Source organism: Amycolatopsis sp. NPDC098790 (genome assembly GCF_044759945.1).
In the GTDB taxonomy this organism is placed as follows: domain Bacteria; phylum Actinomycetota; class Actinomycetes; order Mycobacteriales; family Pseudonocardiaceae; genus Amycolatopsis.
Genome location: NZ_JBIWAI010000002.1, coordinates 1,406,554 through 1,429,841, shown reverse-complemented (window position 1 = coordinate 1,429,841; position 23,288 = coordinate 1,406,554). Strand labels below are relative to the sequence as shown.

General features: G+C 71.6%; 22 protein-coding genes. 16 read left to right on the top strand and 6 right to left on the bottom strand.

Features of this window, described 5'->3' with window-relative positions:
* Window positions 1–52 precede the first annotated feature (52 nt).
* The 6 genes from ACIQWX_RS20415 (at window position 53) to ACIQWX_RS20390 (ending at window position 8,694) form a co-directional block, all read left to right on the top strand.
* Complete coding sequence (locus ACIQWX_RS20415) at window positions 53–1,135, top strand: sensor histidine kinase (protein WP_400873008.1); 1,083 nt, start codon at window positions 53–55, stop codon at window positions 1,133–1,135.
* Window positions 1,132–1,776, top strand: coding sequence for a response regulator (locus tag ACIQWX_RS20410; RefSeq protein ID WP_400873005.1), 645 nt, complete (start codon window positions 1,132–1,134; stop codon window positions 1,774–1,776). Before ACIQWX_RS20415 ends, ACIQWX_RS20410 begins: the two co-directional genes overlap by 4 nt.
* A 260-nt stretch (window positions 1,777–2,036) precedes the next feature.
* Window positions 2,037–2,933, top strand: coding sequence for a hypothetical protein (locus ACIQWX_RS20405; protein WP_400873002.1), 897 nt, complete (start codon window positions 2,037–2,039; stop codon window positions 2,931–2,933).
* Between the two features lie 254 nt (window positions 2,934–3,187).
* Window positions 3,188–3,577 (top strand): hypothetical protein, encoded by a 390-nt coding sequence (locus ACIQWX_RS20400; RefSeq protein ID WP_400872999.1) that lies wholly within the window; start codon window positions 3,188–3,190, stop codon window positions 3,575–3,577.
* A gap of 1 nt (window position 3,578) precedes the next feature.
* Window positions 3,579–4,871: a DJ-1/PfpI family protein gene (locus ACIQWX_RS20395; protein WP_400872996.1), complete on the top strand. Its 1,293-nt coding sequence runs from the start codon at window positions 3,579–3,581 to the stop codon at window positions 4,869–4,871.
* Window positions 4,872–5,046: 175 nt separating this feature from the next.
* On the top strand, window positions 5,047–8,694 hold the full coding sequence (locus ACIQWX_RS20390; protein WP_400872993.1) for a family 78 glycoside hydrolase catalytic domain: 3,648 nt from the start codon (window positions 5,047–5,049) through the stop codon (window positions 8,692–8,694).
* A gap of 47 nt (window positions 8,695–8,741) precedes the next feature.
* Here ACIQWX_RS20390 and ACIQWX_RS20385 read toward each other — a convergent pair whose 3' ends face one another.
* From ACIQWX_RS20385 to ACIQWX_RS20375, 3 genes are read right to left on the bottom strand one after another with little or no spacing between them, the layout of a single operon-like run.
* Window positions 8,742–9,731, bottom strand: a complete 990-nt coding sequence (locus ACIQWX_RS20385) for a pentapeptide repeat-containing protein (protein ID WP_400872991.1) — start codon at window positions 9,729–9,731, stop codon at window positions 8,742–8,744.
* A gap of 51 nt (window positions 9,732–9,782) precedes the next feature.
* Window positions 9,783–11,102 (bottom strand): cytochrome P450, encoded by a 1,320-nt coding sequence (locus tag ACIQWX_RS20380; RefSeq protein WP_400872988.1) that lies wholly within the window; start codon window positions 11,100–11,102, stop codon window positions 9,783–9,785.
* A 38-nt stretch (window positions 11,103–11,140) separates the two neighbouring features.
* Window positions 11,141–11,485, bottom strand: coding sequence for a hypothetical protein (locus ACIQWX_RS20375; protein ID WP_400872985.1), 345 nt, complete (start codon window positions 11,483–11,485; stop codon window positions 11,141–11,143).
* A 187-nt stretch (window positions 11,486–11,672) separates the two neighbouring features.
* On the opposite strand from ACIQWX_RS20375, the gene ACIQWX_RS20370 reads away from it, so the two are divergent.
* The 10 genes from ACIQWX_RS20370 to ACIQWX_RS20325 all read left to right on the top strand — a co-directional run bounded on the left by ACIQWX_RS20370 (window position 11,673) and on the right by ACIQWX_RS20325 (window position 18,303).
* Window positions 11,673–12,932 carry a cation:proton antiporter gene (locus ACIQWX_RS20370; protein ID WP_400872982.1) on the top strand — a complete coding sequence of 420 codons (1,260 nt, stop codon included), beginning with the start codon at window positions 11,673–11,675 and terminating at the stop codon, window positions 12,930–12,932.
* Between the two features lie 39 nt (window positions 12,933–12,971).
* Entirely contained in the window at window positions 12,972–13,424 is a 453-nt protein-coding gene (locus tag ACIQWX_RS20365) for a Na+/H+ antiporter subunit E (RefSeq protein WP_400872979.1), read from the top strand.
* Window positions 13,421–13,675, top strand: a complete 255-nt coding sequence (locus ACIQWX_RS20360; RefSeq protein ID WP_400872976.1) for a hypothetical protein — start codon at window positions 13,421–13,423, stop codon at window positions 13,673–13,675. The genes ACIQWX_RS20365 and ACIQWX_RS20360 overlap by 4 nt, the downstream gene beginning before the upstream one ends.
* Window positions 13,672–13,971, top strand: coding sequence for a monovalent cation/H(+) antiporter subunit G (locus ACIQWX_RS20355; RefSeq protein ID WP_400872973.1), 300 nt, complete (start codon window positions 13,672–13,674; stop codon window positions 13,969–13,971). The genes ACIQWX_RS20360 and ACIQWX_RS20355 overlap by 4 nt, the downstream gene beginning before the upstream one ends.
* Window positions 13,968–14,204 (top strand): Na(+)/H(+) antiporter subunit B, encoded by a 237-nt coding sequence (locus tag ACIQWX_RS20350; RefSeq protein WP_400872970.1) that lies wholly within the window; start codon window positions 13,968–13,970, stop codon window positions 14,202–14,204. Before ACIQWX_RS20355 ends, ACIQWX_RS20350 begins: the two co-directional genes overlap by 4 nt.
* A complete protein-coding gene (locus ACIQWX_RS20345; protein ID WP_400872967.1) occupies window positions 14,201–14,935 on the top strand; it encodes an MnhB domain-containing protein in 735 nt (244 codons plus the stop codon). The genes ACIQWX_RS20350 and ACIQWX_RS20345 overlap by 4 nt, the downstream gene beginning before the upstream one ends.
* A gap of 5 nt (window positions 14,936–14,940) precedes the next feature.
* Window positions 14,941–15,276 (top strand): sodium:proton antiporter, encoded by a 336-nt coding sequence (locus ACIQWX_RS20340; protein ID WP_400875831.1) that lies wholly within the window; start codon window positions 14,941–14,943, stop codon window positions 15,274–15,276.
* Window positions 15,277–15,280: 4 nt separating this feature from the next.
* Window positions 15,281–17,071 carry a complex I subunit 5 family protein gene (locus tag ACIQWX_RS20335; RefSeq protein ID WP_400872964.1) on the top strand — a complete coding sequence of 597 codons (1,791 nt, stop codon included), beginning with the start codon at window positions 15,281–15,283 and terminating at the stop codon, window positions 17,069–17,071.
* Window positions 17,072–17,168: 97 nt separating this feature from the next.
* Complete coding sequence (locus ACIQWX_RS20330) at window positions 17,169–17,351, top strand: CsbD family protein (RefSeq protein WP_364457290.1); 183 nt, start codon at window positions 17,169–17,171, stop codon at window positions 17,349–17,351.
* Window positions 17,352–17,421: 70 nt separating this feature from the next.
* Window positions 17,422–18,303, top strand: coding sequence for an alpha/beta fold hydrolase (locus tag ACIQWX_RS20325; RefSeq protein ID WP_400872960.1), 882 nt, complete (start codon window positions 17,422–17,424; stop codon window positions 18,301–18,303).
* Here the strand turns inward: ACIQWX_RS20325 and nrfD are convergent.
* Genes nrfD through fdh form a run of 3 tightly spaced genes read right to left on the bottom strand, consistent with a single transcriptional unit; the run spans window position 18,281 to window position 23,257 of the window.
* Window positions 18,281–19,204, bottom strand: coding sequence for an NrfD/PsrC family molybdoenzyme membrane anchor subunit (gene nrfD, locus ACIQWX_RS20320; RefSeq protein WP_400872957.1), 924 nt, complete (start codon window positions 19,202–19,204; stop codon window positions 18,281–18,283). The genes ACIQWX_RS20325 and nrfD overlap by 23 nt on opposite strands.
* Window positions 19,201–20,037 (bottom strand): 4Fe-4S dicluster domain-containing protein, encoded by an 837-nt coding sequence (locus ACIQWX_RS20315; RefSeq protein ID WP_400872954.1) that lies wholly within the window; start codon window positions 20,035–20,037, stop codon window positions 19,201–19,203. Before ACIQWX_RS20315 ends, nrfD begins: the two co-directional genes overlap by 4 nt.
* A complete protein-coding gene (gene fdh / locus ACIQWX_RS20310) occupies window positions 20,030–23,257 on the bottom strand; it encodes a formate dehydrogenase (RefSeq protein ID WP_400872951.1) in 3,228 nt (1,075 codons plus the stop codon). The genes ACIQWX_RS20315 and fdh overlap by 8 nt, the downstream gene beginning before the upstream one ends.
* Between the last annotated feature and the right edge of the window lie 31 nt (window positions 23,258–23,288).

Sequence of the window (23,288 nt, the reverse complement as noted above, 5' to 3'; positions counted from 1 at the left end):
CCCCCGGTGCGCGGTGGTTGACCGCGGCGCACGCACGCCCCAGAGTGGCTCCATGAACCGGGCCCTCGGGGTGCTGACCTGCGGCGCCTTCCTCTCGATCGTGCTCGGGGTCCTCGGGTCCGGGGAGCCCGTGGTTTCGCTCGTGCTCGGCGCGGTGTTCGCCGCACTGGCCACCGCGGGCTTCGGCTGGGTGCGCACGCGCGGCCGAACGGCGTGGTCGGCCGCGTACGTCGGTGTCCAGCTGCCGCTGGCCTTCGTGACGTTCACGATCAACGCCGGGGTCGGGGCGACGTTGTTCCTCGTCGTGCTGGTCAGCCAGTGCGTGCTGCTGCGGCTGCCGCTGCCGGTGGTCGCGCTGGTCATCGCCGTGGTGCCGCTCGTGCACCTCGGGATGTCGCTGGGTGAAGGTCTGCGGGAGGGCCTGGGAACGCTGGTTTCGGTGTTGTTCGCGGCCGTCATCACCGAGCTGCTGGTGCGCGAACAACGCTCGCGCGGCGAACTCGCCGGAGCGCACGAGAAGCTGCGCGACTACGCGACGCAGGCCGAGCGGCTGGCGACGGCGCAGGAGCGCAACCGCGTCGCGCGCGACATCCACGACGGGCTCGGGCACTCGCTCACCGTCGTCCAGATGCAGGTCAAGGCCGCGCGGGCGGTGCTGCCGACCGACCCCGGCAAGGCCGACGAGGTCCTCGCGAAAGCTCAGGAGCAGGCGGAGAACGCGCTGGCGGAGGTGCGCCGCTCGGTCAAGGCGCTGCGGGAACCGCGGTCGACACCGTTGCCGGACGCTCTGCGCGCGTTGGCGTCGGACGCCGGCGTCCCGGCCGAGCTGACGATCTCCGGTGCCGAACGGCCGCTGCCCGACGAGCACCGCGAAGCCCTGTTCCGGACCGCGCAGGAAGGTCTGACGAACGTCCGCAAGCACGCCGAGGCCGCGCACGTCGACCTCGCGCTGGACTACGCCGAAGCGTCCGTGCGCGTCTCGGTGCGCGACGACGGCGTCGGCAGCGACGGCGTCACGGCGGCCGGCTTCGGGCTCGTGGGGCTGCGGGAACGCGCCGAACAGCTGGGTGGCAAGCTCGCCTTCACCTCGGCGCCCGGCGAGGGCAGCGCGCTGAGCATGGAGGTTCCCGGATGACGCCGGTCCGCGTCCTGCTCGTCGACGACCAGGCCCTCTTCCGCGAAGCGCTCGCCACGCTCCTGGCGACCCACGACGGCATCGACGTCGTCGGCGAAGCGGGCAACGGCGAGGAAGCACTCGGCCGGGTCGCCGCGCTCGAGCCCGACGTCGTCCTGATGGACCTGCGCATGCCGGTCCTCGACGGCGTCGGCGCGACCCGGCGGCTGCGCGGCGAGCACCCGGACGTCCGGGTCATCGCGCTGACCACCTTCGACGACGACGAAGACGTCTTCGCGGCTCTTCGCGCGGGCGCGGTCGGGTACCTGCTGAAGGACGTCTCGTCGGCCCGGCTGATCGAGGCGGTGCTGGCGGCCGCACGCGGGGAGTCCGTGCTGCAGCCGTCGGTGGCGGCGAAAGTCGTCGCGCGGTTCGCGGAGCTGCCCGAGCCGACGCCGCAGCCGCTGGTGGTGCCGCTGTCGGAGCGGGAGCTCGAAGTGCTGCGCCTGCTCGCCGACGGCCGCAGCAACCGCGAGATCGCCGCGAAGGTGTTCCTCGCCGAGGGCACGGTCAAGAACCACGTGACGAACCTGCTCGGCAAGCTCGGCGCACGCGACCGCACCCAAGCCGCGCTGCGGGCCCGGGACCTCGGCCTGCTCTGAGTTGTCCGCCAAAATCTACTGCGACAGTCAGGCGATTGGCAAGGAAACCGCGAACGGCAGGACACTCTCAATGGCGCAACTCGTTGTGAACCCCGGCTGCGCAATTTCCGCTGCGCGAGGCCACTGTCGATGTTCGCCCGTGCAGATCGACAGCCGCGAGGTCCGCTCGACCCGAGAAGCGGTGGTTGCAGCTACGCTTGAACGGACCTGTTCGACGATGGTCCCAGCGTTGCCGTGCGGCGAAGGAAGGCCTGAGCTCCATGTTGCTGTCTCTTGAAGAAGTTGCCGACGAGCCAGCCGGGCGTTTGCACACGGTGCTCTCGCTATTCCATGGCATGGATGGGCAGAAATCGCTTGGCAACTGGTGGGCCGAGATTGCCAGCTACGTTGCGACTGGCGGTGACGGAGTCTCAGTACGCGTCGAAGTGGCGGCACTGCTCGGCGATGTTGAGCGCAACGTATACTCACTCTCGCACAAGCGTCACAATCATCAGGCATTATTACGCCGACGCGACGAGTGGGCAAAGCCGATCTTCGGCATTGCGGTGAATGACTGTCATCCCTACACATCCGAAGTGTTCATCTCCGAAGACGCTCTCGACTCCTTGTCGGTCCTATCTTCAGTTCTGAAACTCGCAGTTCCAGAGCACGGGCCTCGAATGGAAGCCGACGTCGCCTCCACCTTGAACGAAGTATATGAGATGCTAGGACTTCTCAAACTCGATGTCGCAAATGCGCCGGATATTCCCGAGGTAGCACGCGTTCGAATCACGCAACAATTGTTGGCGATACTCGAGCGAATCACATATGTCCGACTACGCGGGTTCTCTTCGTTGGTCAGCGTAGCACAAGGTGCCACTGCCGACATAGAGGTCGTAGCAGGTCGAACGATCGCGACACGGTCGGCGAAGGAATCAGTTATCGAGTGGCTCGCGGCACTTCATGAGATTATCCGCAAGATTGAACTCATTGCCGTCCCACCTATGATAGGAATAGCCACCACCATCGCAACCAATAGCGTGGAAGCCGGCTTGACATCGGGGGCCGCAGCCCGCATCGGACTTGAGTCGATGAAGAAAATTGAGAGGCCGAAGGAGATTGAGTCCGGCAAACACAGTGGCCAATCCGACCTGGAGCTTCCGCCAGATCAAAGCTGATAGTCACGAAGTTTCTACTTGGCACTATCACGGCTCACGGACTCGTCAGCACGACGACGCCGGCATGCTCGATGCATGATGTCGCGCATGACGTAGTGGCGCGCGGCGATCGGCCACGTCGAGGTGGTCACGTAGGCGATGGCCGGCTGGGATCAGGGAAGCTTGACGTCACATGACCCGGGTCATGACTTCCGGCACGTCCCGGGCGGGCCGGCACCCGGGATTCTCGTCCAGGACAACACCTGGAGGGACCCATGACCACCACCGCACCGGCCCGGACCACCGGCCGCAAGCTCGCCCGCTTCACCGGCCACTACGTCGAAATGGTCGCCGCCATGCTGATCGGCATGGTCGTCCTGCACCCGCTCTGGCCGTCGTCCTGGCTGGACCGCCCGGACGTCGACGCGCTCGTCATGGCCACGAACATGACGGTCGCGATGACCGCGGCCATGCTGCTGCGCCGGCACTCGTGGCCGCGGATCGCCGAGATGGCCGCCGCGATGTACCTGCCGTTCGTCGCGCTGCTCGTGCCGTACTGGCTCGGCGCGATCTCCGGCGGCAGTCTGATGGTCGCCGGGCACGTGATCATGTTCCCGCTGATGCTCGCCGCCATGGTGTGGCGCCGCGCCGAGTACTGGCACTGACGTGCGGACCTTCCTGAAGTGGTTCGCGCTGGTCGTCGCCGTGCTCGCGGTCCCGGCCGTGGGCGCGACCGTCTCCGCGCTCTCGGCGTTCGACGCCCTGTACTCCCCCGGCCCGGACCGGCCGGTGCCCGCCGCGGCGCCGCCGGCGCACGACCCGGCCAAGCCGACCGCGGTGGTCGTCGTCGGTGACCGCGGCGCCGTCGTCTCGGACACGCTGGCGCCGTACGAGATCCTCGCCGCGACCGGCCGGTTCAACGTCTACACGGTCGCGCCGAAACGCGAGCCGAAGCCGCTGACCGGCGGTCTCGACCTCGTGCCCGACCTGAGCTTCGCCGACCTCGCCACCCGGCTCGGGCCCAAGGCGCCGGACCTCGTCGTCGTCCCGGCGCTGCCGGACGTCGGCGAGCCGAGCACCGAACCCGTGAAGCAGTGGCTGCGCGTCCAGGCCGCGAACGGCGCGAAGCTGCTGAGCGTCTGCAACGGCGGTGGGGTCCTCGCCTCCGCCGGCCTGCTCGACGGCCGGCCGGCGACCGCGCACTGGCTGAAGCTCGACGCCTTCTCGGGCGACTATCCGGCCGTGCACTGGGTGCGCGGGCAGCGGTTCGTCGACGACGGCGACGTCGTCACCACCGCCGGGATCCTGTCCGGCGTCGACGGGACGCTGCACTGGGTCGAACGGCTCGCCGGCCGCGAGGTGGCGGCCGACGCGGCGAAGGCGATCGGCTGGTCGCGCTACGGCACCACCGTCCCGGTGCACGCGCCCGAATCGATGCCGGACGCGGCGGCGATCGTCAACGCCGCTTTCCGTTGGGACCCGGACGACATCGGCGTCCTGCTCGCGAACGGCGTCGGCGAGATCGAATTGGCGTCGGTGTTCGACACCGAAGGGCAGTCGCTGTCCTCGCGCACGCTCGCCGTGAGCACCGACGGCGCGCCGATCCGGTCCCGGCACGGCTTGACGTTCGTGCCCCGGGCGACACTGGCCGACGCCGATCTCGACCGGCTGATCGTGCCCGGCGCGACGCGCGGGGTCACCGGCGGCCCGGAACCCGAGTACGTCCACGACCGGCCCGGCTTCGCTTACGACACCGCGGTGAGCGCGCTCTCGCGCCGCACGGACGTCGCGACCGCGCGGTGGACCGCGAAGGTTCTCGAGCTGCCCACCGACGGCGCCGGTTTCGAAGGCCGGGCCTGGCCGTGGTGGCCGACGGCGCTACCGGTCGCCCTGGTCCTGCTGGGTGCGGCCGCCCTCGTCGTCGTGCGCCGGGTCAGGGCCGCCCGACGACCCGGCTGACGTCGTCGTTCTCGGCATAAAACGATTTAGGAAATCGGACATCGTCGAAGCGATTCACCACCCATACGTCCCGGTGGAGTATTGCCAACGTGGAAAATCGTGATTACAGTCACGTATCACGCTGTTTTGAAACGTTTAAATACTGTCGCCCCGTCCCCGCCGTAAGGGAGCCCGCATGCTGCCCTCGAAGCTTTGGCGCGCGACCACCACCACGCTCGCCGCGATCCTGGTCCTGTCCGCCAACTCGGTTCCCCCGGCGGGCGCCGCGCCCCCGGTGGAGCTGACCGGTGCGCACTGGATCTGGTACCCGGAAGGCGACCCCGCGAACTCCGCGCCGGCCGCGACCCGGTACTTCCGCACCACGTTCAGCGCCCCCGCCGGCGCGGTCAGCGACGCCCGGTTCGTCGTCACCGGCGACGACACCGCCGACGTCTGGCTCAACGGCAAGCCCCTCGCTTCTTCGGCCCGCACCGCGGACTCGTGGCGCTCGGCGCTGTCGGTCGACCTCGCCCCCGCGCTGACGCCCGGCTCCAACACGCTCGCCGTCGCCGTCCGCAACTCCGGCGGCGCGGCCGGGCTGCTCGGGCGGCTGCGCGTGACGACCGCGTCGGGCACCACCGACCTCACCACCGGCGCCGGCTGGAAAAGCGCGACGACGGCGCCGGACGGCTGGGAACAGCCCGGTTTCGCCGACGGGACCTGGGCCGCGGCCAAGGACCTCGGCACCTACGGCACCGGCCCGTGGGGCACCCGCGTCGCCACGCCGAGCCCGTCGGCGCAGACGCCGCTCTCGATCGCGAGCGCGACGGTCGGCCAGCGCGTCAACCCGATCGGCGTCGACCAGCCGCGGTTCGGCTGGAAGCTCGCGTCTTCGGCGGCGCAGCAACGGCAGTCCGCGTACGAAATCCTGGTGTCGGCCGGCGGCAAGGACGTCTGGGACAGCGGCCGCGTCACCTCCGCGCAGCAGGCCGACGTCGCTTACAGCGGTCCCGCGCTCGGCTCGCTGACCGCGTACACCTGGAAGGTCCGCGTCTGGGACGGCCAAGGCCGGATGAGCGGCTGGAGCCCGGTGCAGCGCTTCGAAACGGCGTTGCGCGATCCGGCCGCCGAATGGACCGGCGCCTTCCTCGGCCGCGCCACCGCGGGTCCGGACCTCGCCGGCGCGAACTGGGTCTGGTACCCCGAAGGGGACCCGATCGGCGGCGTGCCGCCGGCCACCCGGTACTTCCGGAAGACCGTCGACCTGGCCGCGGCGCCCGCAAAGGCGACGCTGGTCGTCACCGGTGACGACACCGCGACTGTCTGGGTCAACGGCACGCAGGTCAGCGATTCGCCGCGGGTCACCGACTCCTGGAAGACCGCCGCCGTCCTCGACGTCGGCGGCTTGCTGACCGCGGGGACGAACACCATCGCGATCAGCGCCGAGAACACGACCCAGAGCCCGGCCGGGATGATCGCCAAGATGACCGTCCCCAATGGACCGACCGTGGTCACCGACGGGTCGTGGAAGTCGAGCCAGACCGGCCCGGCCGGCTGGCAGCAGCGCGGGTTCGACGACAGCTCGTGGCCGGCGGCGCGGTCGCTGACCGCGTACGGCACCGGGCCGTGGGGCGCGAACGTCGCCGCCCCTGCCCCCGCTCCCCTGCTGCGCAAGAGCTTCACGGTCTCGAAGCCGGTCGCGAGCGCGCGGCTGCTCACCACCGCGCTCGGCCTGCAGGAAACCCACCTCAACGGCGCGAAGGTCGGCGACGAGGTGCTCGCTCCCGGGTGGACGGACTACACCAAACGCCTGCAGTACCGCGTTTCCGACGTCACCCGGCAGATCCGCACCGGTGGGAACGTCCTCGGCGCGCTGGTCGGCAACGGCTGGTACTCCGGGAGCGTCGGCATCGCCGGCAGCCAGAAATACGGCACCGAACCGTGGTACTCGGCGCAGCTGAAGCTGACGTTCACCGACGGCACGAGCACGACCGTCGCGACGGACGGCACGTGGAAGGCCGGCGACGGCCCGATCCGCGCCGACGACCTCTACCAGGGCGAAACCTACGACGCCCGACTCGCCACCGGCTGGGACCGGCCCGGGTTCGACGACCGCAGCTGGGCGGCACCCCGCGTCAAGACCGGCGCGAAGCCGAACCTGGTGTCCCAAGTGGACAACGGCGTCACCGTGCAGCAGGAGTTCAAGCCCGTCGCGTGGACGCAGCCGAAGCCCGGGGTCTGGGTCGCCGACCTGGGCCAGAACTTCAGCGGCTGGAACCGGTTGTCCGTCACCGGCCCAGCCGGCACCACGGTCACCATGCGGCACGCCGAGGTCCTCAACCCGGACGGCACGATCTACACGACCAACCTGCGCGCCGCACAGGCGACCGATCGGTTCACCTTGGCGGGCACCGGCGGCGCCGAGACGTACGAGCCGCGCTTCACGTCCCACGGCTACCGGTACGTCGAGCTGACCGGCCTGCCGTCGGCGCCGACGGCGGCAACATTGACCGGGCGGGCGATGTGGACGGCCGGCGCGCAGACCGGCACGTTCACGACGTCGAACGCGCTGGTGAACCAGCTGCAGCACAACATCCTCTGGGGCGAGCGGTCGAACATGCTGTCCGTGCCGAGCGACTGCCCGCAGCGCGACGAGCGGCTCGGCTGGACCGGCGACATCGGGATCTTCGCCGGCACCTCGACGTTCAACCTGGACGTGGCGAACTTCCTCGGCAAGTTCAGCGACGACCTGGTCGACGCGCAGCACGACGACGGGTCGTTCACCGATGTCGCGCCGGGTGTGCTGAGCGGTTCGGGCACGGCGGGCTGGGGCGACGCGGGCGTCATCGTGCCCTACACCCTGTGGCAGCGCTACGGCGACACCGGCGTGATCGACGAGCACTTCGCCGCGATGGTGAAGTGGGTCGAGTACCTGCGCTCGACGTCCGGGGCCGACATGATCCGCGACCACCAGACCTACGGGGACTGGCTCAACGTCAACGACAACACCGCGCAGGACCTGATCTCGACGGCGTTCTTCGCGTGGTCGTCGCGGCTGGTGTCGCGGATGGCCGCGGCCACCGGGCACACCGCCGAGGCGACGAAGTACGGCACGCTGGCCGACCAGATCGGGACGGCGTTCACCAATCGGTTCTCGCAGGCGGACGGCACGGTCGGGGCGAACACCCAGACCGGGTACGTCCTGGCGCTGGCGTTCGGGTTGCTGCCGGCTTCACGCGTCCAGCCGGCGGCGGACAAACTCGCCGCGAAGGTCGCGGCGACCGGCGGGCACCTGAGCGTCGGGTTCCTCGGTGTGGAGAACCTGCTGCCGGTGCTGGCCGCGCACGGGCACGCCGACACGGCGTACCAGGTGCTGCTGCAGCCGGGCTTCCCCGGCTGGGGCTACATGATCGGCCACGGCGCGACGACCATCTGGGAGCGCTGGGACGGGATCAAGCCGGACGGCTCGTTCAACGACCCGGGCATGAACTCGTTCAACCACTACGGCCTCGGCTCGGTGGGCGACTTCCTGTACCGCTCGGTCGGCGGGCTCTCACCGGCGTCGCCGGGCTACGCGTCCCTCCTGGTGGCGCCGCAACCGGGCGGCGGGTTGACGTCGGCGAAGTCGGCGTACGAGACGCCGTACGGGTCCGCGGCCAGCGACTGGTCGATCTCGGGCGGCAAGCTGACGCTGCGGGTGACGGTTCCGGCGGGCTCGTCGGCGACGGTGCGCGTGCCGACTTCCCAGCCGGGTTCGGTGGCGCCGCCGCCGGAAGCGGTCCCGTCCTCGGCGGGGTCGTACTTCGTGCCCGCGGGTTCGTACGTGTTCACCGCTTCGGCGTGACTCCGGCGGGTGGGACGGGGCCGGCCGGCCCCGTCCCACCCGCCCGTTCACGGCTGGTCCGCGGACGGCAGGTACTCCCGCAGGCGCTCCGGGACACCTCGTGCGAACTTCGCGTCGGTCAGCTGGACGTCGCCGGCGAAGCTCGCCTCGGTGAACCACGTTTCCCCGGCGAACTCCGCTGTGTCGAACCGGGCGTCCGCGGCGAAGGCCGCACCGCCGAAGCTGGCTTCCCCGGCGACGCTGAATCCCGCGAACCACGCTTCCCCCTGGAACGAAGCCCAGCCGAACAGCGCCTCCCCGGCGAATTCGGCCCGGGTGAACCAAGCGTCGCCGACGAACCGGGCCTCGGTGAAGACCCCGTTGCGGATCCGGCATTCGCTGAGGACGAAGTCGATCAGGGTGGCACCGGCGAGATCGAGGTCGATGCCGGCCCAGAAGGTGCCGGTCTGCTCGCCGGCACTCAGGTGTCTCGTCAGGACCCGCTGCGCGGAGAGGCGCACTTGGCGTTCACCGCGGGCGTCGTCCTCGAGTTCCGGACGCGACTCGTCCGGCAGCCGAAACGGGGCCCGCAGGTAGGCGCAAACGACGTCGACGACGTTCTGCCGCCGGCTCGGGTCGGCTTGGGCCATCCGTTCGAGGGCGTAGAGACCCCCGTGCCGGACAGCGGCCGTGCCCGAGCCCAGCTGCTCGACGGCCCTGAGGTAGAGATCGGCCGACCGCCGTTCGCGCGTGTCGAACTCGCTCTGGGCGAAGGCGCGTTTCGCCAGCTGGTGCGCCTCGTGCTTCCGGAGCAGGTCCAGTTCGGTCGAGCGTTGCCGGCGAGCCGCGAGCCACAGCGCGATCGTGCCCGCGAAGCCCACGCCCAGGACCGCGGCCGTGCGGATCGCGTCCAGCCGGTCGCCGGTCGCTCCGCTGCGCACCAGCAGCCAGGCAGCCGCGGCCGCGAGCAGGACCACGGCCGGCACACCGGCGGCGATCACCCACTGCGGGATCGGGCCGACGGGAGGACGCTGCTCCGCGTCATCTGTTCCACTCACCACGGGGTAGTCGGGCAAACCGGCCTATTCGCTACGGCCGCGGACGAACGGCTACGGAGCGTTCCGGCTCACCCCGAACTCCAGGTGGAAGTTGTCCAGGGTGGCCGGGAGCGGGCGGTCGGGGGCGATGACCGGACCGGAGACCTGCTCGAACGCGTGCTCGCGCAGCAGGTTCGCCAGCACCGTGCTCGTGCAGAACTGGACCAGGTCACGGCCCGGGCAGATCGCCGGGCCCGCGCTGAACGGCACCAGCGCCGGGTTCGCCTCCGCGCGGCCGTCCAGCCAGATGTCCGGCTCGAAGCGGTCCGCGTACGGCAGCTGCGCGTCGCGGTGGAAGAACGGGGTGTAGATCAGGACCGTCGTGCCCACCGGTCCCCGCCCCGTCTCCTCCGTCGTCTCACGCAGGATCATCGGCGTCGTCGGCCAGAGCCGGACCGCCTCCAGCACGCACGCGCGCAGGTAGCCCAGCTGCTGCGGCTCGGCCGGATCGGCGTCCGGCAGCTCGGTGCGGGCCCGCTCGAGCGCCGCCGGGTGGGTGGCCAGCAGGGCCAGCGTCCGGAACGTCACCATGCCCGCCGCGTCGAAGGCGAACAGCCAGTGCGCCACCTGGTCGGCCGCGGTGCCGTCGTCGCCGGCCCCGGCGATCGCCGCCGCCAGGCTGCCCGGCTCGGCGCGGCCGAGGTGTCCGGCCAGCCGGGCGTGGAAACGCTCGCGCAGCTGCTTGCGCCGCGGGTGCGCGTACGCCCAGTTCGCGTCCAGCCGCAGCCGCTCCAGCAGGTCGGTCAGCATTTCGTCGTCGCGCGCTTCCGGCCCGAGCACGATCGTGCGCACCAGCCGCCACCAGGCGACGTTGAAGGCGTCCCAGGTCAGCTTCGAACCGGCCTCGCCGAGCAGGACGGCGGTTTCGCCGGCGATCGCGCGGGCGAACGGCGCGGCCAGTTCGTGCAGCGGGCGGCCCGGTTCGAGCACGGCCTCGGTGAACCGGCGCCGCGGACGGCGGTCTTCGGCGTCCGAGATGAGCAGGCCGTGCGGCTGGAAGTGGCCCAGCGCGGCCCGCTTTTCCACTGTGGACGGACTGAACGGCGTCGGCGCGCCGGCCAGCAGCGTGCCGACGTCCTCGCCGGACAGCACCAGTTCCACCGACCGGCCGGGAACGCGCAGCTTCAACGGGCGCCCGTCGTAGCGGTCCCGCAGCCGGGACAGCAGCTTGACGGCCGGGCGGTCGACCTGCAGCTTGCCGGCCAGCCCCATCGCCGCCGGACGGCGCTTGATCACGCCGCCCGCGAGCGTGGGCAGCGCCACTTCGGCCGCGACGCGCAGGGTTTCGGTGACCGACGCGGTCACCGGCCGGGTCAGGTGGGTGGACGTCATGGCGCCCGGTTACCCGAGTGGACAGACCGGAAACACCGTCAGTGACGCAGCGCGAGGTTCAGCACGTCACCCGCGTGGTCCAGGCAGTCGGCGCAGATCACCGCGTCCCGCGCGGCGCAGTCGACCCGCAGCAGCGGGCGGCGCAGCCCGAGGAACGTCCGCCGCTCCCGGCGGCCGCAGAACTCGCACACCGCGGCCAGCGGCGACGTCACCGCCGCCAGCACGTCCCCGCTCGGCGTCTCGCGGTCCGCGCCGTCGCGCACGACCCTCAGCCCGGCGCGCACGCACTCCACGCAGATCGGCCCGGCCTTGCCGGGGACGCGCGGGCCGCGCACCGAGCCGCAGAACCGGCAGGGCCGACCGGCCCCGTTCGCCGCCGTCACGCCGCCTCCTCACCGGTTTCGCCGCCCGCACACCGGGAACCCCGGGCACGACGTCACCTCCCGGCCACGCTACCCGCATCCGCACCGGGCGGGGGCATCGGCGGAACCCGGCTCACGCTCGGCCGGGACCGCGCGCACGGACCTCCCGCCCGGGCGGCACCACGGCACGAGCGGGCTGGAGGAAACATTGTCGTCGTTGACCGTGCTGTTCGGGGTGGCCGGGCTGCTGGCCCTCGCCGCGGCGATCGTGCCGAAGCTCGTCGCGGACCGGCCCTTCTCGGTGCCGCTGGTGATGCTGATCGCCGGGATCGTGCTGGGCCTGCTCCCGCTGCCCGCGCCCTACGGCAACGGCTGGAGCGACCCCGCCGCCCACCTGCACGGCGTCGAATCGTTCACCCAGCTGGGGATCCTCGTCGCGCTCGCCGGGGCGGGCCTGTCCGTGGACCGCCGGTTCGGCCTGAAGCGCTGGGGGTCGACCTGGCGGCTGCTCGCGCTGACCATGCCGCTGTCGATCCTGGCGATCGCCGCGCTCGGCTACTGGTGGCTCGCGCTGGCGCCCGGCGTGGCCCTGCTGCTGGCCGCGGCGCTCGCGCCGACCGACCCGGTGCTGGCGGGCGACATCGGCGTGCCGCACCCGGACGTCGAGCCGGAACTGGCCAGGGACAACGAAATCCGCTTCACGCTGACCACCGAGGCGGGGTTCAACGACGGGCTGGCCATGCCGTTCGTGCTGCTCGGGCTGGCGATGGCGGGCAGCAGGCCGAACCTGGACCTCTCGTGGGTGCTCGTCGACCTGCTGCTGCCGGTCGTGACCGGCGTGGTGGTCGGCCTGGTCGCCGGGCGCGGGCTCGGCTGGGCGATCTTCCACACGTCGTCGGACCGCCTGCGCCTCGCCGAATACGGTGACGGCCTGGTCCTGCTGGCGCTCGCCTTCCTGCCGTACGCGCTTTCGGAGCTGGCTCACGGCAACGGGTTCGTCGCCGTGTTCACCGCCGCGGTCGTGGTCCGCAAGCAGGAGCGCGAGCACGACTACCACGGCGTCCTGCACGCGTTCGGCCACCAGCTGGAACGGCTCTTCGTGCCGCTCGCCCTGCTCGGGCTCGGCCTCGCCATCGGCGACGGGCTGCTGCGCGGCCTGCGTCCCCTGGAGGTCGTGATCGCCGTGGTCGCGGTGCTGGTCGTGCGCCCGGTGATCGGCTGGGTGTCGCTGCTCGGGTCGTCGGCGGGCCGCCCGGCGTCGCTGGCCATCGCGTTCTTCGGCGTCCGCGGCATCGGGACGCTCTTCTACCTCGCCTACGCGATCAACCGGCTGCCGGTGGACCACCAGGACGTGCTGTGGCGGGTCGGCGCGCTCGCCGTCGCCGTGTCGGTGGTGGTCCACGGCATCCTCGCCGAGCCCGCCATCCAGCGGATCGAGCGGATGGGCGGTCACCTGCCCGCCCGCTGAGCCCGGTTGGCGGACGCGGGCGCGGGGTACCCGGCCGACGTGGCTTTCGAGGTGCTGCCCTGGTGGCTCGGCCTGACCGGTCTGTGGGTCCTCACGCTCTCGACGCCGTCGTGGCCGGAGCTCGTGGCCGCGGCCGTGGCGGCGGTGCCGTGCGCGTTCGCCGCCCGAGCCGCGCGCAAGGCCGTCGGCGGGGCGTGGCGGCCCCGCGCGAGCTGGCTGCGCTGGCTGCTCGCCATCCCGGGCACGGCGGTCCGCGAATCGGTCCAGGCCCTGGTCGAGGTCGTCCGGCACCCGCGTGCCGGCCGGTTCGACACGGCCGGCCTGCCGGACGAACCCGACGCGGTCCACGAAGCCCGGGCGGCCTGCGCGGCCGCCGTCGTCGGCAGCACCCCGGGCACGATGGTCGTCGCCACTCCCCCGCACGACCGCCGGCTGGTCGTCCACCGGCTGCTCGAAGGGGATTCCCGCGTGCTGGACGAGGTGCGCCGGTGACCGGCTGGCTGATCGCCGCCGTGCTGCTGATGGCGGGCGGCCTCGGCCCCGCGTTGTGGCTGGCCGCGCGCGGGGACGCCATCGGGCGGCTGGCCGGGCTCCAGCTCGCCGGCCCGGTCACCGTGCTCACGCTGCTCCTGCTCGTCCAGGCCTACGGTCCGTCGAGCGCGGTGATCCTGCCGCTGGTGCTGACCGTCCTCGCCTTCGCCGGCACGCTGCTGTTCATCCGGTTGCTGGGGACGACGGAATGACGGTCGTCGCGCAGGTGCTGGTCTTCGCCGGGGTCGCCGTCGTGGTGGTCTCGGCGCTGGCGATGCTGCGGGCCCGGACGCTGCTCAACCGGCTGCACCTGCTCGCCCCGGTGACGACGCTGGGCGCGCCGCTCGTCGGCGTCGGGCTGGCGCTGGACACCGGGTGGAACCTCGGCTCGGGGGCCATCCTGCTCACCGTCGTGCTGCTCGCGGTGACCGGTCCGGTGCTGCAGTCCGCCGCCGGGCGCGTCGAGGCGCGGCGGCAGGGCGCGATCGACGAGGACCTGCCGTCGTGACGACGGTCGTGCTGCTCGTCGCCCTCGCGTTCGTAGCCGTCGCGGGGTTCGCGGTGGTGGCCACCCCGGACCCGCGCCGGCAGGCCATCACGCTCTCGCTGTTCAGCTTGTGCCTGACGCTGCTGTTCGTCGTGCTCCAGGCCCCGGACGTCGCGCTCTCGGAGCTGGCCGTCGGGTCGGCCGTGGTGCCGCTGCTCGTGCTGCTCACCATCCGGAAGGTGGGCGGGCGATGACGCTGCGGGCGCGGACGTGGCTGTGCGCGGCCGGCGCGCTCGGCGTCGCCGTCCTGCTCGTGTCGGCGTTCCTGCGGATGCCCGCGTTCGGCGACGCGCTGCACGTCTACCGCGACCTCGCGCTGCCCGCCGCGCTCGCGCGGGCGACGCCGAACCTCGTGTCGTCGGTCAACTTCGACCTGCGCGCGCTCGACACCCTGGGCGAGGAGACCATCGTCGCCGCCGCGGTCGTGGGAACGCTGTCGCTGCTGCAACCGTCCAAAGAGGAACGTCAGCGGATCGAACCGCAGCGCGGGTACGTCATGCCGGTGGTCAAGCTGGCCGGCTACCTCCTGCTGCCGGTGACGCTGCTGCTCGGCCTCGACGTCGTGGCGCACGGTCACCTCACCCCCGGCGGCGGCTTCCAGGGCGGGGTCGTGCTGGCCACCGGCTGGCACCTGCTCTACATCTCCGGCAGCTACCCGGCGCTCGCGCGGCTGCGGCCGATCGACTGGTGCGAGTACGCCGAGGCGGCGGCGACCGGCCTGTACGTCGTCACCGGGCTGGTGGGCCTGGTCGCGGGCGGCGCGTTCCTCGCCAACGTCCTGCCGAAGGGCGAGTTCGGCTCGCTGCTGTCGGCGGGCACAGTGCCGGTGCTGAGCGTCCTGGTCGGGATCGAGGTCGCCGCCGGGCTCGTCGTGCTGCTGGCCCAGTTCCTCGGCCAGGGCCTGATCCGGGAGGAGAACGCGTGATCGGGATGGCCTGCTACGGCGTGGCCGGGTGGCTGCTGCTGGTCGGCGCGGTGGGCATCGTGCGCAGCCGGCACCTCGTGCACACCGTCGTCTCGCTTTCGGTGGCGCAGGCCGGGACGTACGTGCTGCTGCTCGGCATCGGCTACCAGGACCAGGCCGGCGCCCCGATCGTGGTCGAAGGGCAGCGGCAGCCGGTCGTCGACCCGATGGTGCAGGCGATGACGCTCACCGACATCGTCGTGTCGGCGACGATCACCGCGCTGCTGCTCGGCCTGACCATCCAGATCTCGAAGCGCCACGGGACGGTCGATCCCGACGAGCTGCGCGCGTTGCGCGGCTGAGGCGATGTCCGCGCTGCCGTCCCTCATCGTCGCCTTGCCGCTGCTGGCCGCGTGCCTGCTGCTCGGCCTGGGGATGAAGCTGCCGCGGGTGGTGGCCGACGGGTTCGCGACCGCCGCGGCGCTGGCCGCCACGGTGCTGAGCGCCGTGCTGCTCGCCGCCGTCCAGCACGGCCGGGTGGTGGTCTGGCTGGGCGGCCACCGACCCGACGGCGCCCGCTCGCTGGGCATCGTCCTGGCCGCCGACGGGCTGAACACGACGCTGGCGCTGCTGGCGTCGTTCCTGACGACGTGCGCGCTGGTCTACAGCTGGCGTTACTTCGAGGCGGTCGAGGCCCGCTACCACGCGATGATGCTGCTGTTCCTCACCGGCATGCTCGGTTTCCTGCTCACCGGGGACCTGTTCACCCTGTTCGTGTTCTTCGAGCTGATGAGCGGCGTCGCGTACGCGTTGACCGGGTACCGCGTCGAGGAGGCCGACTCCGTCCAGGGCGCGCTGAACTTCGGCGTGGTGAACTCGCTCGGCGCGTACTTCACGCTGATGGGCATCGGCCTGCTGTACGCGCGCGGCGGGCAGCTCGGGCTGGCGCAGCTCGGCGTCGCCCTCGACGGCAAGCCCGCGGACGCGCTGGTGCTCGCCGCGTTCGTGCTCGTCTGCACCGGGCTGCTGGTCAAGGCGGCCGCGGTGCCGTTCCACTTCTGGCTCGCCGACGCGCACGCGGTCGCGCCGACACCGGTGTGCGTGCTCTTCTCCGGCGTCATGGTCGAGCTGGGTGCCTACGGCGTGCTCCGGGTGCGGCGCACGGTGTTCGGCGGCGTGCTCGACGACGGCACGTTCGCCCGGGTGCTGCTGGTGCTCGGGATCGCGAGTGCGGTGCTCGGCGCCGTCCTGTGCTTCACCCAGCGGCACCTGAAACGGCTGCTGGCCTACTCGACGATCGCGCACACCGGGTTGTTCCTTTGTGGACTGGCGGCCGCGGACGGCGCGGCGAGCACCGGGTTCCTGCTGGCGGTGGCCGGGCACGCGGGCGCCAAGGCGGCGCTGTTCCTGCTCGTCGGGGCGCTCAAGGACCGCTACGGCAGCGTCGACGAAGACGAGCTGTTCGGCAAGTGCGGGCACTCGCGGCTGGAGGGTGGGCTCTTCCTGCTGGCGGGCCTGGTCCTGGCCGGGCTGCCGCCGTTCGGGATCGCGTTCGGCAAGGACGTGGCCGAGCACGCGCTCGAGGAGACCGGCTACGGCTGGCTCGTGGCGGTGTTCGTCGTCGTCACCGCGGTGACGGCGGGCGCGGTCCTGCGGGCCGGCCTGGGTGTCTACTTCGGACGCGGCCGGCCTCCGCGCCGCGACGACGGCGACCGCACCCCGGGCACCGACGAGGAACCCGAGACGGGCGGCCGCATCGAGCGCACGCCGGCGACGATGACCGCCGCGATCGTGGCGGTGCTGGCCGCCGCGCTCGCCGTCCCCTGGCTGGGTGAAGCCGCTGTCACGGCCGGGCGGCAGGAAGCGGACCGGGAGGGCTACTTGCACGACGTCCTGCCCGCGGTCGGTTCCCCCGGGTCGCTGCCGCCGGTGACGGCCGAATGGACGTCGTCCGGCCTGCTGTTCGGCGGCCTTACGGTGCTCCTGGCCCTGGGCATCGCCGCGGCAGCCCTCTGGCCCCACCGGCTCCCGTCGTGGCCGCGCCCGGTCCGGACGGCGCTCGACGCGCTGCACCGGGGGCATTCCGGTCACGTCGGGGACTACGTCGCGTGGCTGCTGGTGGGCGTGACGGCCCTCACGGCACTCGTCTGGCTTTGACGATGTGTACGCGGGCGGCGAGTGGGTATTCCTTTGTCAAGGCCCTTTTGGCGACTGGCCGATCCGGAAATGTCGCCGCGACGGAAGGTGCACCCCGATGAACGACAAGTTCGAGAACAAGGGCGAAGAGCTCAAGGGCCGGGCGAAGGAAGCCGTCGGCGACGCCACGGGCAACGAGCAGTGGCAGGCCGAGGGCAAGACCGACCAGGCCAAGGGTTCGCTCAAGCAGGCCGGCGAGAAGATCAAGGACGCCGTCAAGGGCGTCAAGGACAAGGACTGACCCGTAGTCCTGCCGCTGCCGCACCCCGGTTCGCCGGGGTGCGGCAGTTTTCGTCGATGAGGAGGGCAGCTTGTTCGACGGCTTCACGCTCGACCACGTCGACGTCGGCGAGGTGACGCTGCGGGTCCGCCACGGCGGCTCGGGGCCGCCGGTCCTGCTGCTGCACGGGCATCCGCGCACCCACACGACGTGGCATCGCGTGGCGCCCCGGCTCGCGGAGCGGTTCACCGTCGTCTGCCCCGACACGCGGGGCTACGGCGAATCCACCAAACCGCCCACCGACGCGGACCACACGCCGTACAGCAAACGCGCCATGGCCGCCGATTGCGTGGCGCTGATGCGCCGGCTCGGACACGACCGGTTCTTCGTGGCGGGCCACGACCGCGGCGCCTACGTGGCGACCCGGCTGGCCGTCGACCACCCGTCCGTGGTCCGGGGCGTGGCCATCCTCGACGCCGTTCCGATCGGGGAAGCCCTGGCCCGCTGCGACGCCCGGTTCGCCCGCGAGTGGTACCACTGGTTCTTCTTCGCCCAGCCGGAAAAGCCCGAACGGGTGATCACCGCCGACCCGGACGCCTGGTACGACGTCACCACCCGCAACACGCCGGAGCGGCTCGGCGAGGAGAACTTCGCCGACTTCCACCGCGCGATCCACGATCCGGCCACCGTCACGGCCATGCTCGAGGACTACCGGGCCGGGCTCGGCGTCGACCGCGCCCACGATGACGCCGACCGGGCCGCGGGCCGGCGGATCTCCTGCCCCGCACTGGTTCTGTGGTCCAGCGACGACGACCTGGCCGACCTCTACGGCGACGTCCTCGGTGTCTGGCGGGACTGGGCCGACGACGTCCGGGGGCACGCCATCAAGTCAGGCCACCACGTGGCCGAGGACAACCCGGAAGACCTCGCCGCCGCCTTGAGCGGCTTCTTCAGCCGCCTGTCCGCTGGTTGATCCGCTCCCGTTGCGGCACCACCACGTACTTCGGGTCCTTTGTGGACTCCACACCCGCCGCGTACACGCCGAACCGCGTGCACAGGCCCGAAGCCAGGTAAGCCGCGCCCGCCAGCGCGCCCGCCGCGCGGTTGCGGCTCGCCAGCAACGACAGTCCCGCGCCGGCCGCCGTCAGAGCCTTGGCCGCCTTCAGCAGCTTGCCCGCGCGGCCCGTCCGGTAGGGCTCCGACACCAGGCCCAGGCCGGTCTCCAGGTGGTGCTCGGCCACCAGCTCCGCCACCGCACCGACGAGCCCCGCGCGGACCGCCGGGCCGACCTCGCCCGCCGGGGCCGCCAGCATCGCCGCTCCCGCGCCGCTCGTCAGGGCGCTACCCGCGAACAGCACCGGGAGCGTCCCGTGGGCTTCGTGCCACGACGGCGTCGCCGTGTCCGCCAGCAGCACCGCCGTGTACGTGCACATCGCCGGCCCCAGCACGGCCGCGCCCGCCCCGGCCAGCTTGCCGATCAGCGGCAGCTTCCCGGTCACCTCGGACGCCGCCGCCACCGCGGCCAGCCCGGAGAACGGCGACAGGATCCACGACCCCACCGAAAGCGGCGACGTCGGCTTCAGCACGCGCAGCATGTGCAGGAACCGCGTCGGCTTCCCCAGGTCGTGGACCAGCGCGACGACGCTGGCGAGCGACCCGCCGGACGCGACCAGGCGCCCGACGCGGGCCAGGCCCGGCCGCCCGGTGACGTCGGCCAGCGCCGCCATCGTCGCCGACGCGCCCGCCGCGCCGCCCAGGAACAGGTACAGCGGCACGTCCGGCTGCTTCCACGCCGGTTCCTTGAGGATCGGCCTGCCGTAGTAGGACTTGAACTCGGCGGGCTCGACCATCGCCCGTTCGCGGCGCGGGCTCATCGGCGCCGTCCCAGGAACGACATCGCCACGGCCGCGGCCACGCCGGCCGCCGTCACCGCGGCGCGCTTCCACATCGCCGGGAGGTCCCGGGGCGTGACGACCGGGTCCGGCGGCAGCCCGTACACCTCGGGTTCGTCCAGCAGCAGGAAGAACGCGCCGTCGCCGCCGACGCCGTCGTCCGGGTCACGGCCGTAGAGCCGCGCTTCCGGCACGCCCGACTCGTGCAGTGTCTTCACCCGCTCGTCGGCCCGTTCGCGCAGCTCGTCCAGCTCGCCGAACTGGATCGAGTCGGTCGGGCACGCCTTGGCGCAGGCCGGTTCGAGGCCCGCGCCGAGCCGGTCGTAGCAGAGGGTGCACTTGAACGCGCGGCCGTCCGACTCGCGCTTTTCGATGACGCCGTACGGGCACGCCGGGACGCAGTAGCCGCAGCCGTTGCAGATGTCCTGCTGGACGACGACGGTGCCGAACTCGGTGCGGAACAGCGAGCCGGTCGGGCAGACGTCGAGGCAGGCGGCGTGCGTGCAGTGCTTGCAGACGTCGCTCGACATCAGCCAGCGCACGCCCGGCTCGTCCTGCGCCGGCGCGCCGACGTCCGGCATGCCGAGGTCCACAGTGGACTCGACCTTCTTGGGCTGCTCGACGAACGCGACGTGCCGCCAGGTGTTCGAGCCCAGCGCGCCGGTGTTGTCGTAGGACGAACCGAGCAGGTCCAGCTCGCCGCGGTCGGGCACGCCGTTCCACTCCTTGCACGCCACTTCGCAGGCCTTGCAGCCGATGCACACGGACGTGTCGGTGAAGAACCCCATCCGGGGCTGGGTGCCGTACTCAGCCATCGGCTCGCCTCCGGTACTCCTCGACCATGGCCGGCAGCGCGGCGCCGCGCGGGCGGCGTCCCGGCCGGATGTCACAGGTGGCCGCCTTCGACTCCTGGATGTGCACGTTCGGGTCCATCACGATCGACAGCAGGTCGTTCGCCGCGTCGCCGCGCGAGAGTCCGTTCGGGCCCCAGTGGTAGGGCAGCCCGACCTGGTGGATGGTCCGGCCGCGGACCTTCAGCGGCTTCACGCGCTCGGTCACGAGCACGCGGGCCTCGATCGCGGTCCGCGCCGAGACGATCGTCGCCCAGCCGCCGTTCTCCAGGCCGCGTTCGGCCGCCAGCGCGGGCGAAACCTCGCAGAAGAATTCGGGCTGCAGTTCCGAAAGGTACGGCAGCGTGCGGCTCATCCCGCCCGCCGTGTGGTGCTCGGTGAGCCGGTAGGTGGTGAACACGTACGGGTAAACCTCGCTCCGCGCCGGGTTGTAGGGGTTCGACGGGCTCTCGAGGGTCTGGCGGGTCGGCGACTCCTGCTGGCTGTACAGCGCGTTCTCCACCGGGCTTTCGAACGGCTCGTAGTGCGCGGGCAGCGGGCCGTCGGCCAGGCCGGCCGGGACGTAGAGCCACGCCTTCCCGTCGGTCTGCATGATGAACGGGTCCCGCCCGCCCAGCGCGTCCTGCGCCTTGGCTCCCTCGGGCGGCACGTGGTCCGGTGCCTTCGTCGGCTCGAAGTCCGGGACGTCCGGGCCGACCCACTTGCCCTGCTCCGCGTCCCAGCTGAGCAGCTTCTTCCGTTCGCTCCACGGCTTTCCGTCCGGGTCGGCGGACGCGCGGTTGTAGAGGATCCGCCGGTTCGCCGGCCAGGCCCACGCCCAGCCCTTCGCGACCCAGTCCTGCTCGCTGCCCGGCTGCCGGTTCGCGGCCTGGTTCTTCCCGTCGGCGCGGACGCCGCAGTAGATCCAGCAGCCGCACGCGGTCGAGCCGTCGTCCTTCAGCTGCGTGTACGCCGAGAGCGGGCCGTCCGGGCCGTGGCCGTTGATCTCCGCGAGCACAGACTCCGCGCTCGGGTCGTCGGTCGGTCCCTCGACCGGGTAGCTCCAGGTGAGGTCGCGCAACGGCGCGTCGCGCGGGTCGTCACCGATCCGCTCCCGGATGATCCGGCCCAGGTGGTAGTAGAACCACAGGTCGCTGCGGGCGTCGCCGGGCGGTTCGACAGCCTTGTGGTGCCACTGCAGCAGGCGCTGGGTGTTGGTGAAGCTGCCGTCCTTCTCGGTGTGCGCGGCGGCGGGCAGGAAGAAGACCTCGGTGCCGATCTCCTCGGGCTTCAGCTCGCCCGTTTCGATCTCCGGACCGTCCTTCCAGAACGTCGCGCTTTCGATCATCTGCAGGTCGCGGACGACGAGCCAGTCGAGGTTGGCCAGGCCGAGCCGCTGGAACTTGCCGTTGGCCGAGCCGACCGCCGGGTTCTCCCCGACCAGGAAGTAGCCCTTGCACTCACCCTCGATCTGCTTCTGCACGGTCGCGTACGTGCCGTGGTCGCCGGTCAGGCGCGGCAGGTAGTCGAAGCGGAAGTCGTTGTGCGGCTGGGCCGAATCGCCCCAGTAGGACTTGAGCAGGCTGACGGCGTAGGAGCGCATGTTGCCCCAGAACCCGGTCTTGCCCGCGTCGGCCGCGACGAACTCGTCGAGGCTCTGGTGCTGGTGCGCGTGCGGCATCGGGATGTAGCCGGGCAGCAGGTTGAACAGCGTCGGGATGTCGGTGGAGCCCTGGATGCTGGCGTGCCCGCGCAACGCGAGGATGCCGCCGCCGGGACGGCCGATGTTGCCGAGCAGGGTCTGCAGGATCGACGCCGTGCGGATGTACTGCGCGCCGACCGTGTGGTGCGTCCAGCCGACCGAGTACACCCACGCCGTCGTCCGGTCGCGGCCGGAGTTCGCGGTGACCGCCTCGGCGATCTCCCGGAACTGCTCGACCGGCAGGCCGCAGACGTCGGCGACCATTTCGGGCGTGTAGCGGGCGAAATGGCGCTTGAGCACCTGATAGACGCACCGCGGGTGCTGCAGCGTCTCGTCGGTCTTCGGCTTGGACCCCACGGCCGCGCCGCCGCTGCCGTAGGTGTCGGCCCGGGCCGTGCTCTGGTGGCCCTCGCCGCCGTGCTGGCCCTCCGAACCGGGCTCGCCCGGCTGCTCGGGGTCGGTGGACCCGGCCGCGGGCACGGTCGCCGCGCCCTCGTACTCCCACGTCGTCATGTCGTACTGGCGCCGCTCGGGGTCGTAGCCCGAGAAGACGCCGTCGAGGTCTTCGGTGTCCCCGAAGTCCTCACGCAGGATGGCGGCCGCGTTCGTGTAGGCCAGCACGTACTCCCGGAAGTCCTTCCCTTCGGACAGGACGTGGTTGATCAGGCCGCCGAGGAACGCGATGTCCGTCCCGGCGCGCAACGCCGCGTGGACGTGCGAGACCGCGCTGGTGCGGGTGAACCGCGGGTCGACGTGGATGATCTTCGCGCCGCGGGCCTTCGCCTCCATCACCCACTGGAACCCGACCGGGTGGCACTCGGCCATGTTCGAGCCCTGGATGACGATGCAGTCGGCGTTGGCGAGGTCCTGCTGGAACGTCGTGGCGCCTCCACGACCGAAGGAGGTCCCCAGACCGGGAACCGTGGCGGAGTGTCAAATACGCGCCTGGTTCTCGATCTGGATCGCGCCGAGCGCGGTGTAGAGCTTCTTCATCAGGTAGTTCTCTTCGTTGTCCAGCGTCGCGCCGCCCAGGCTGGCGAAGCCGAGCGTGCGGTTCAGCGGACGGCCCTGCTCGTCGGCGGCCTGCCACGTCTCGGCGCGGGTCTTCAGGACCCGGTCGGCGATCATGTCCATCGCCTTGTCGAGGGGCAGGCGCTCCCAGTCGGTGCCGTACGGGCGCCGGTAGAGGACTTCGGTGACGCGGCTCGGGCTGGTCACGAGCTGCTTGCTGGCCGACCCCTTCGGGCAGAGCCTGCCGCGCGAGATGGGCGAGTCGGGATCGCCTTCGATCTGGGTGACGCGGCCGTCCTTGACGTACACCTTCTGGCCGCAGCCGACGGCGCAGAACGGGCAGATGGACTTGACCACCTTGTCGGCGTCTTCGGTGCGGGCGTGCCATTTTTCCGAACCGTCCGATTTGGCCGCCGCGGCGCGGGCCGTCCGGTCGGGACCGGTCAGCTGCCGGTACACCGGCCAGCCTTCGATCCACTTCCGCACGCTCATACCCGGCACGGTAGTAGCGATACCCGCGGTT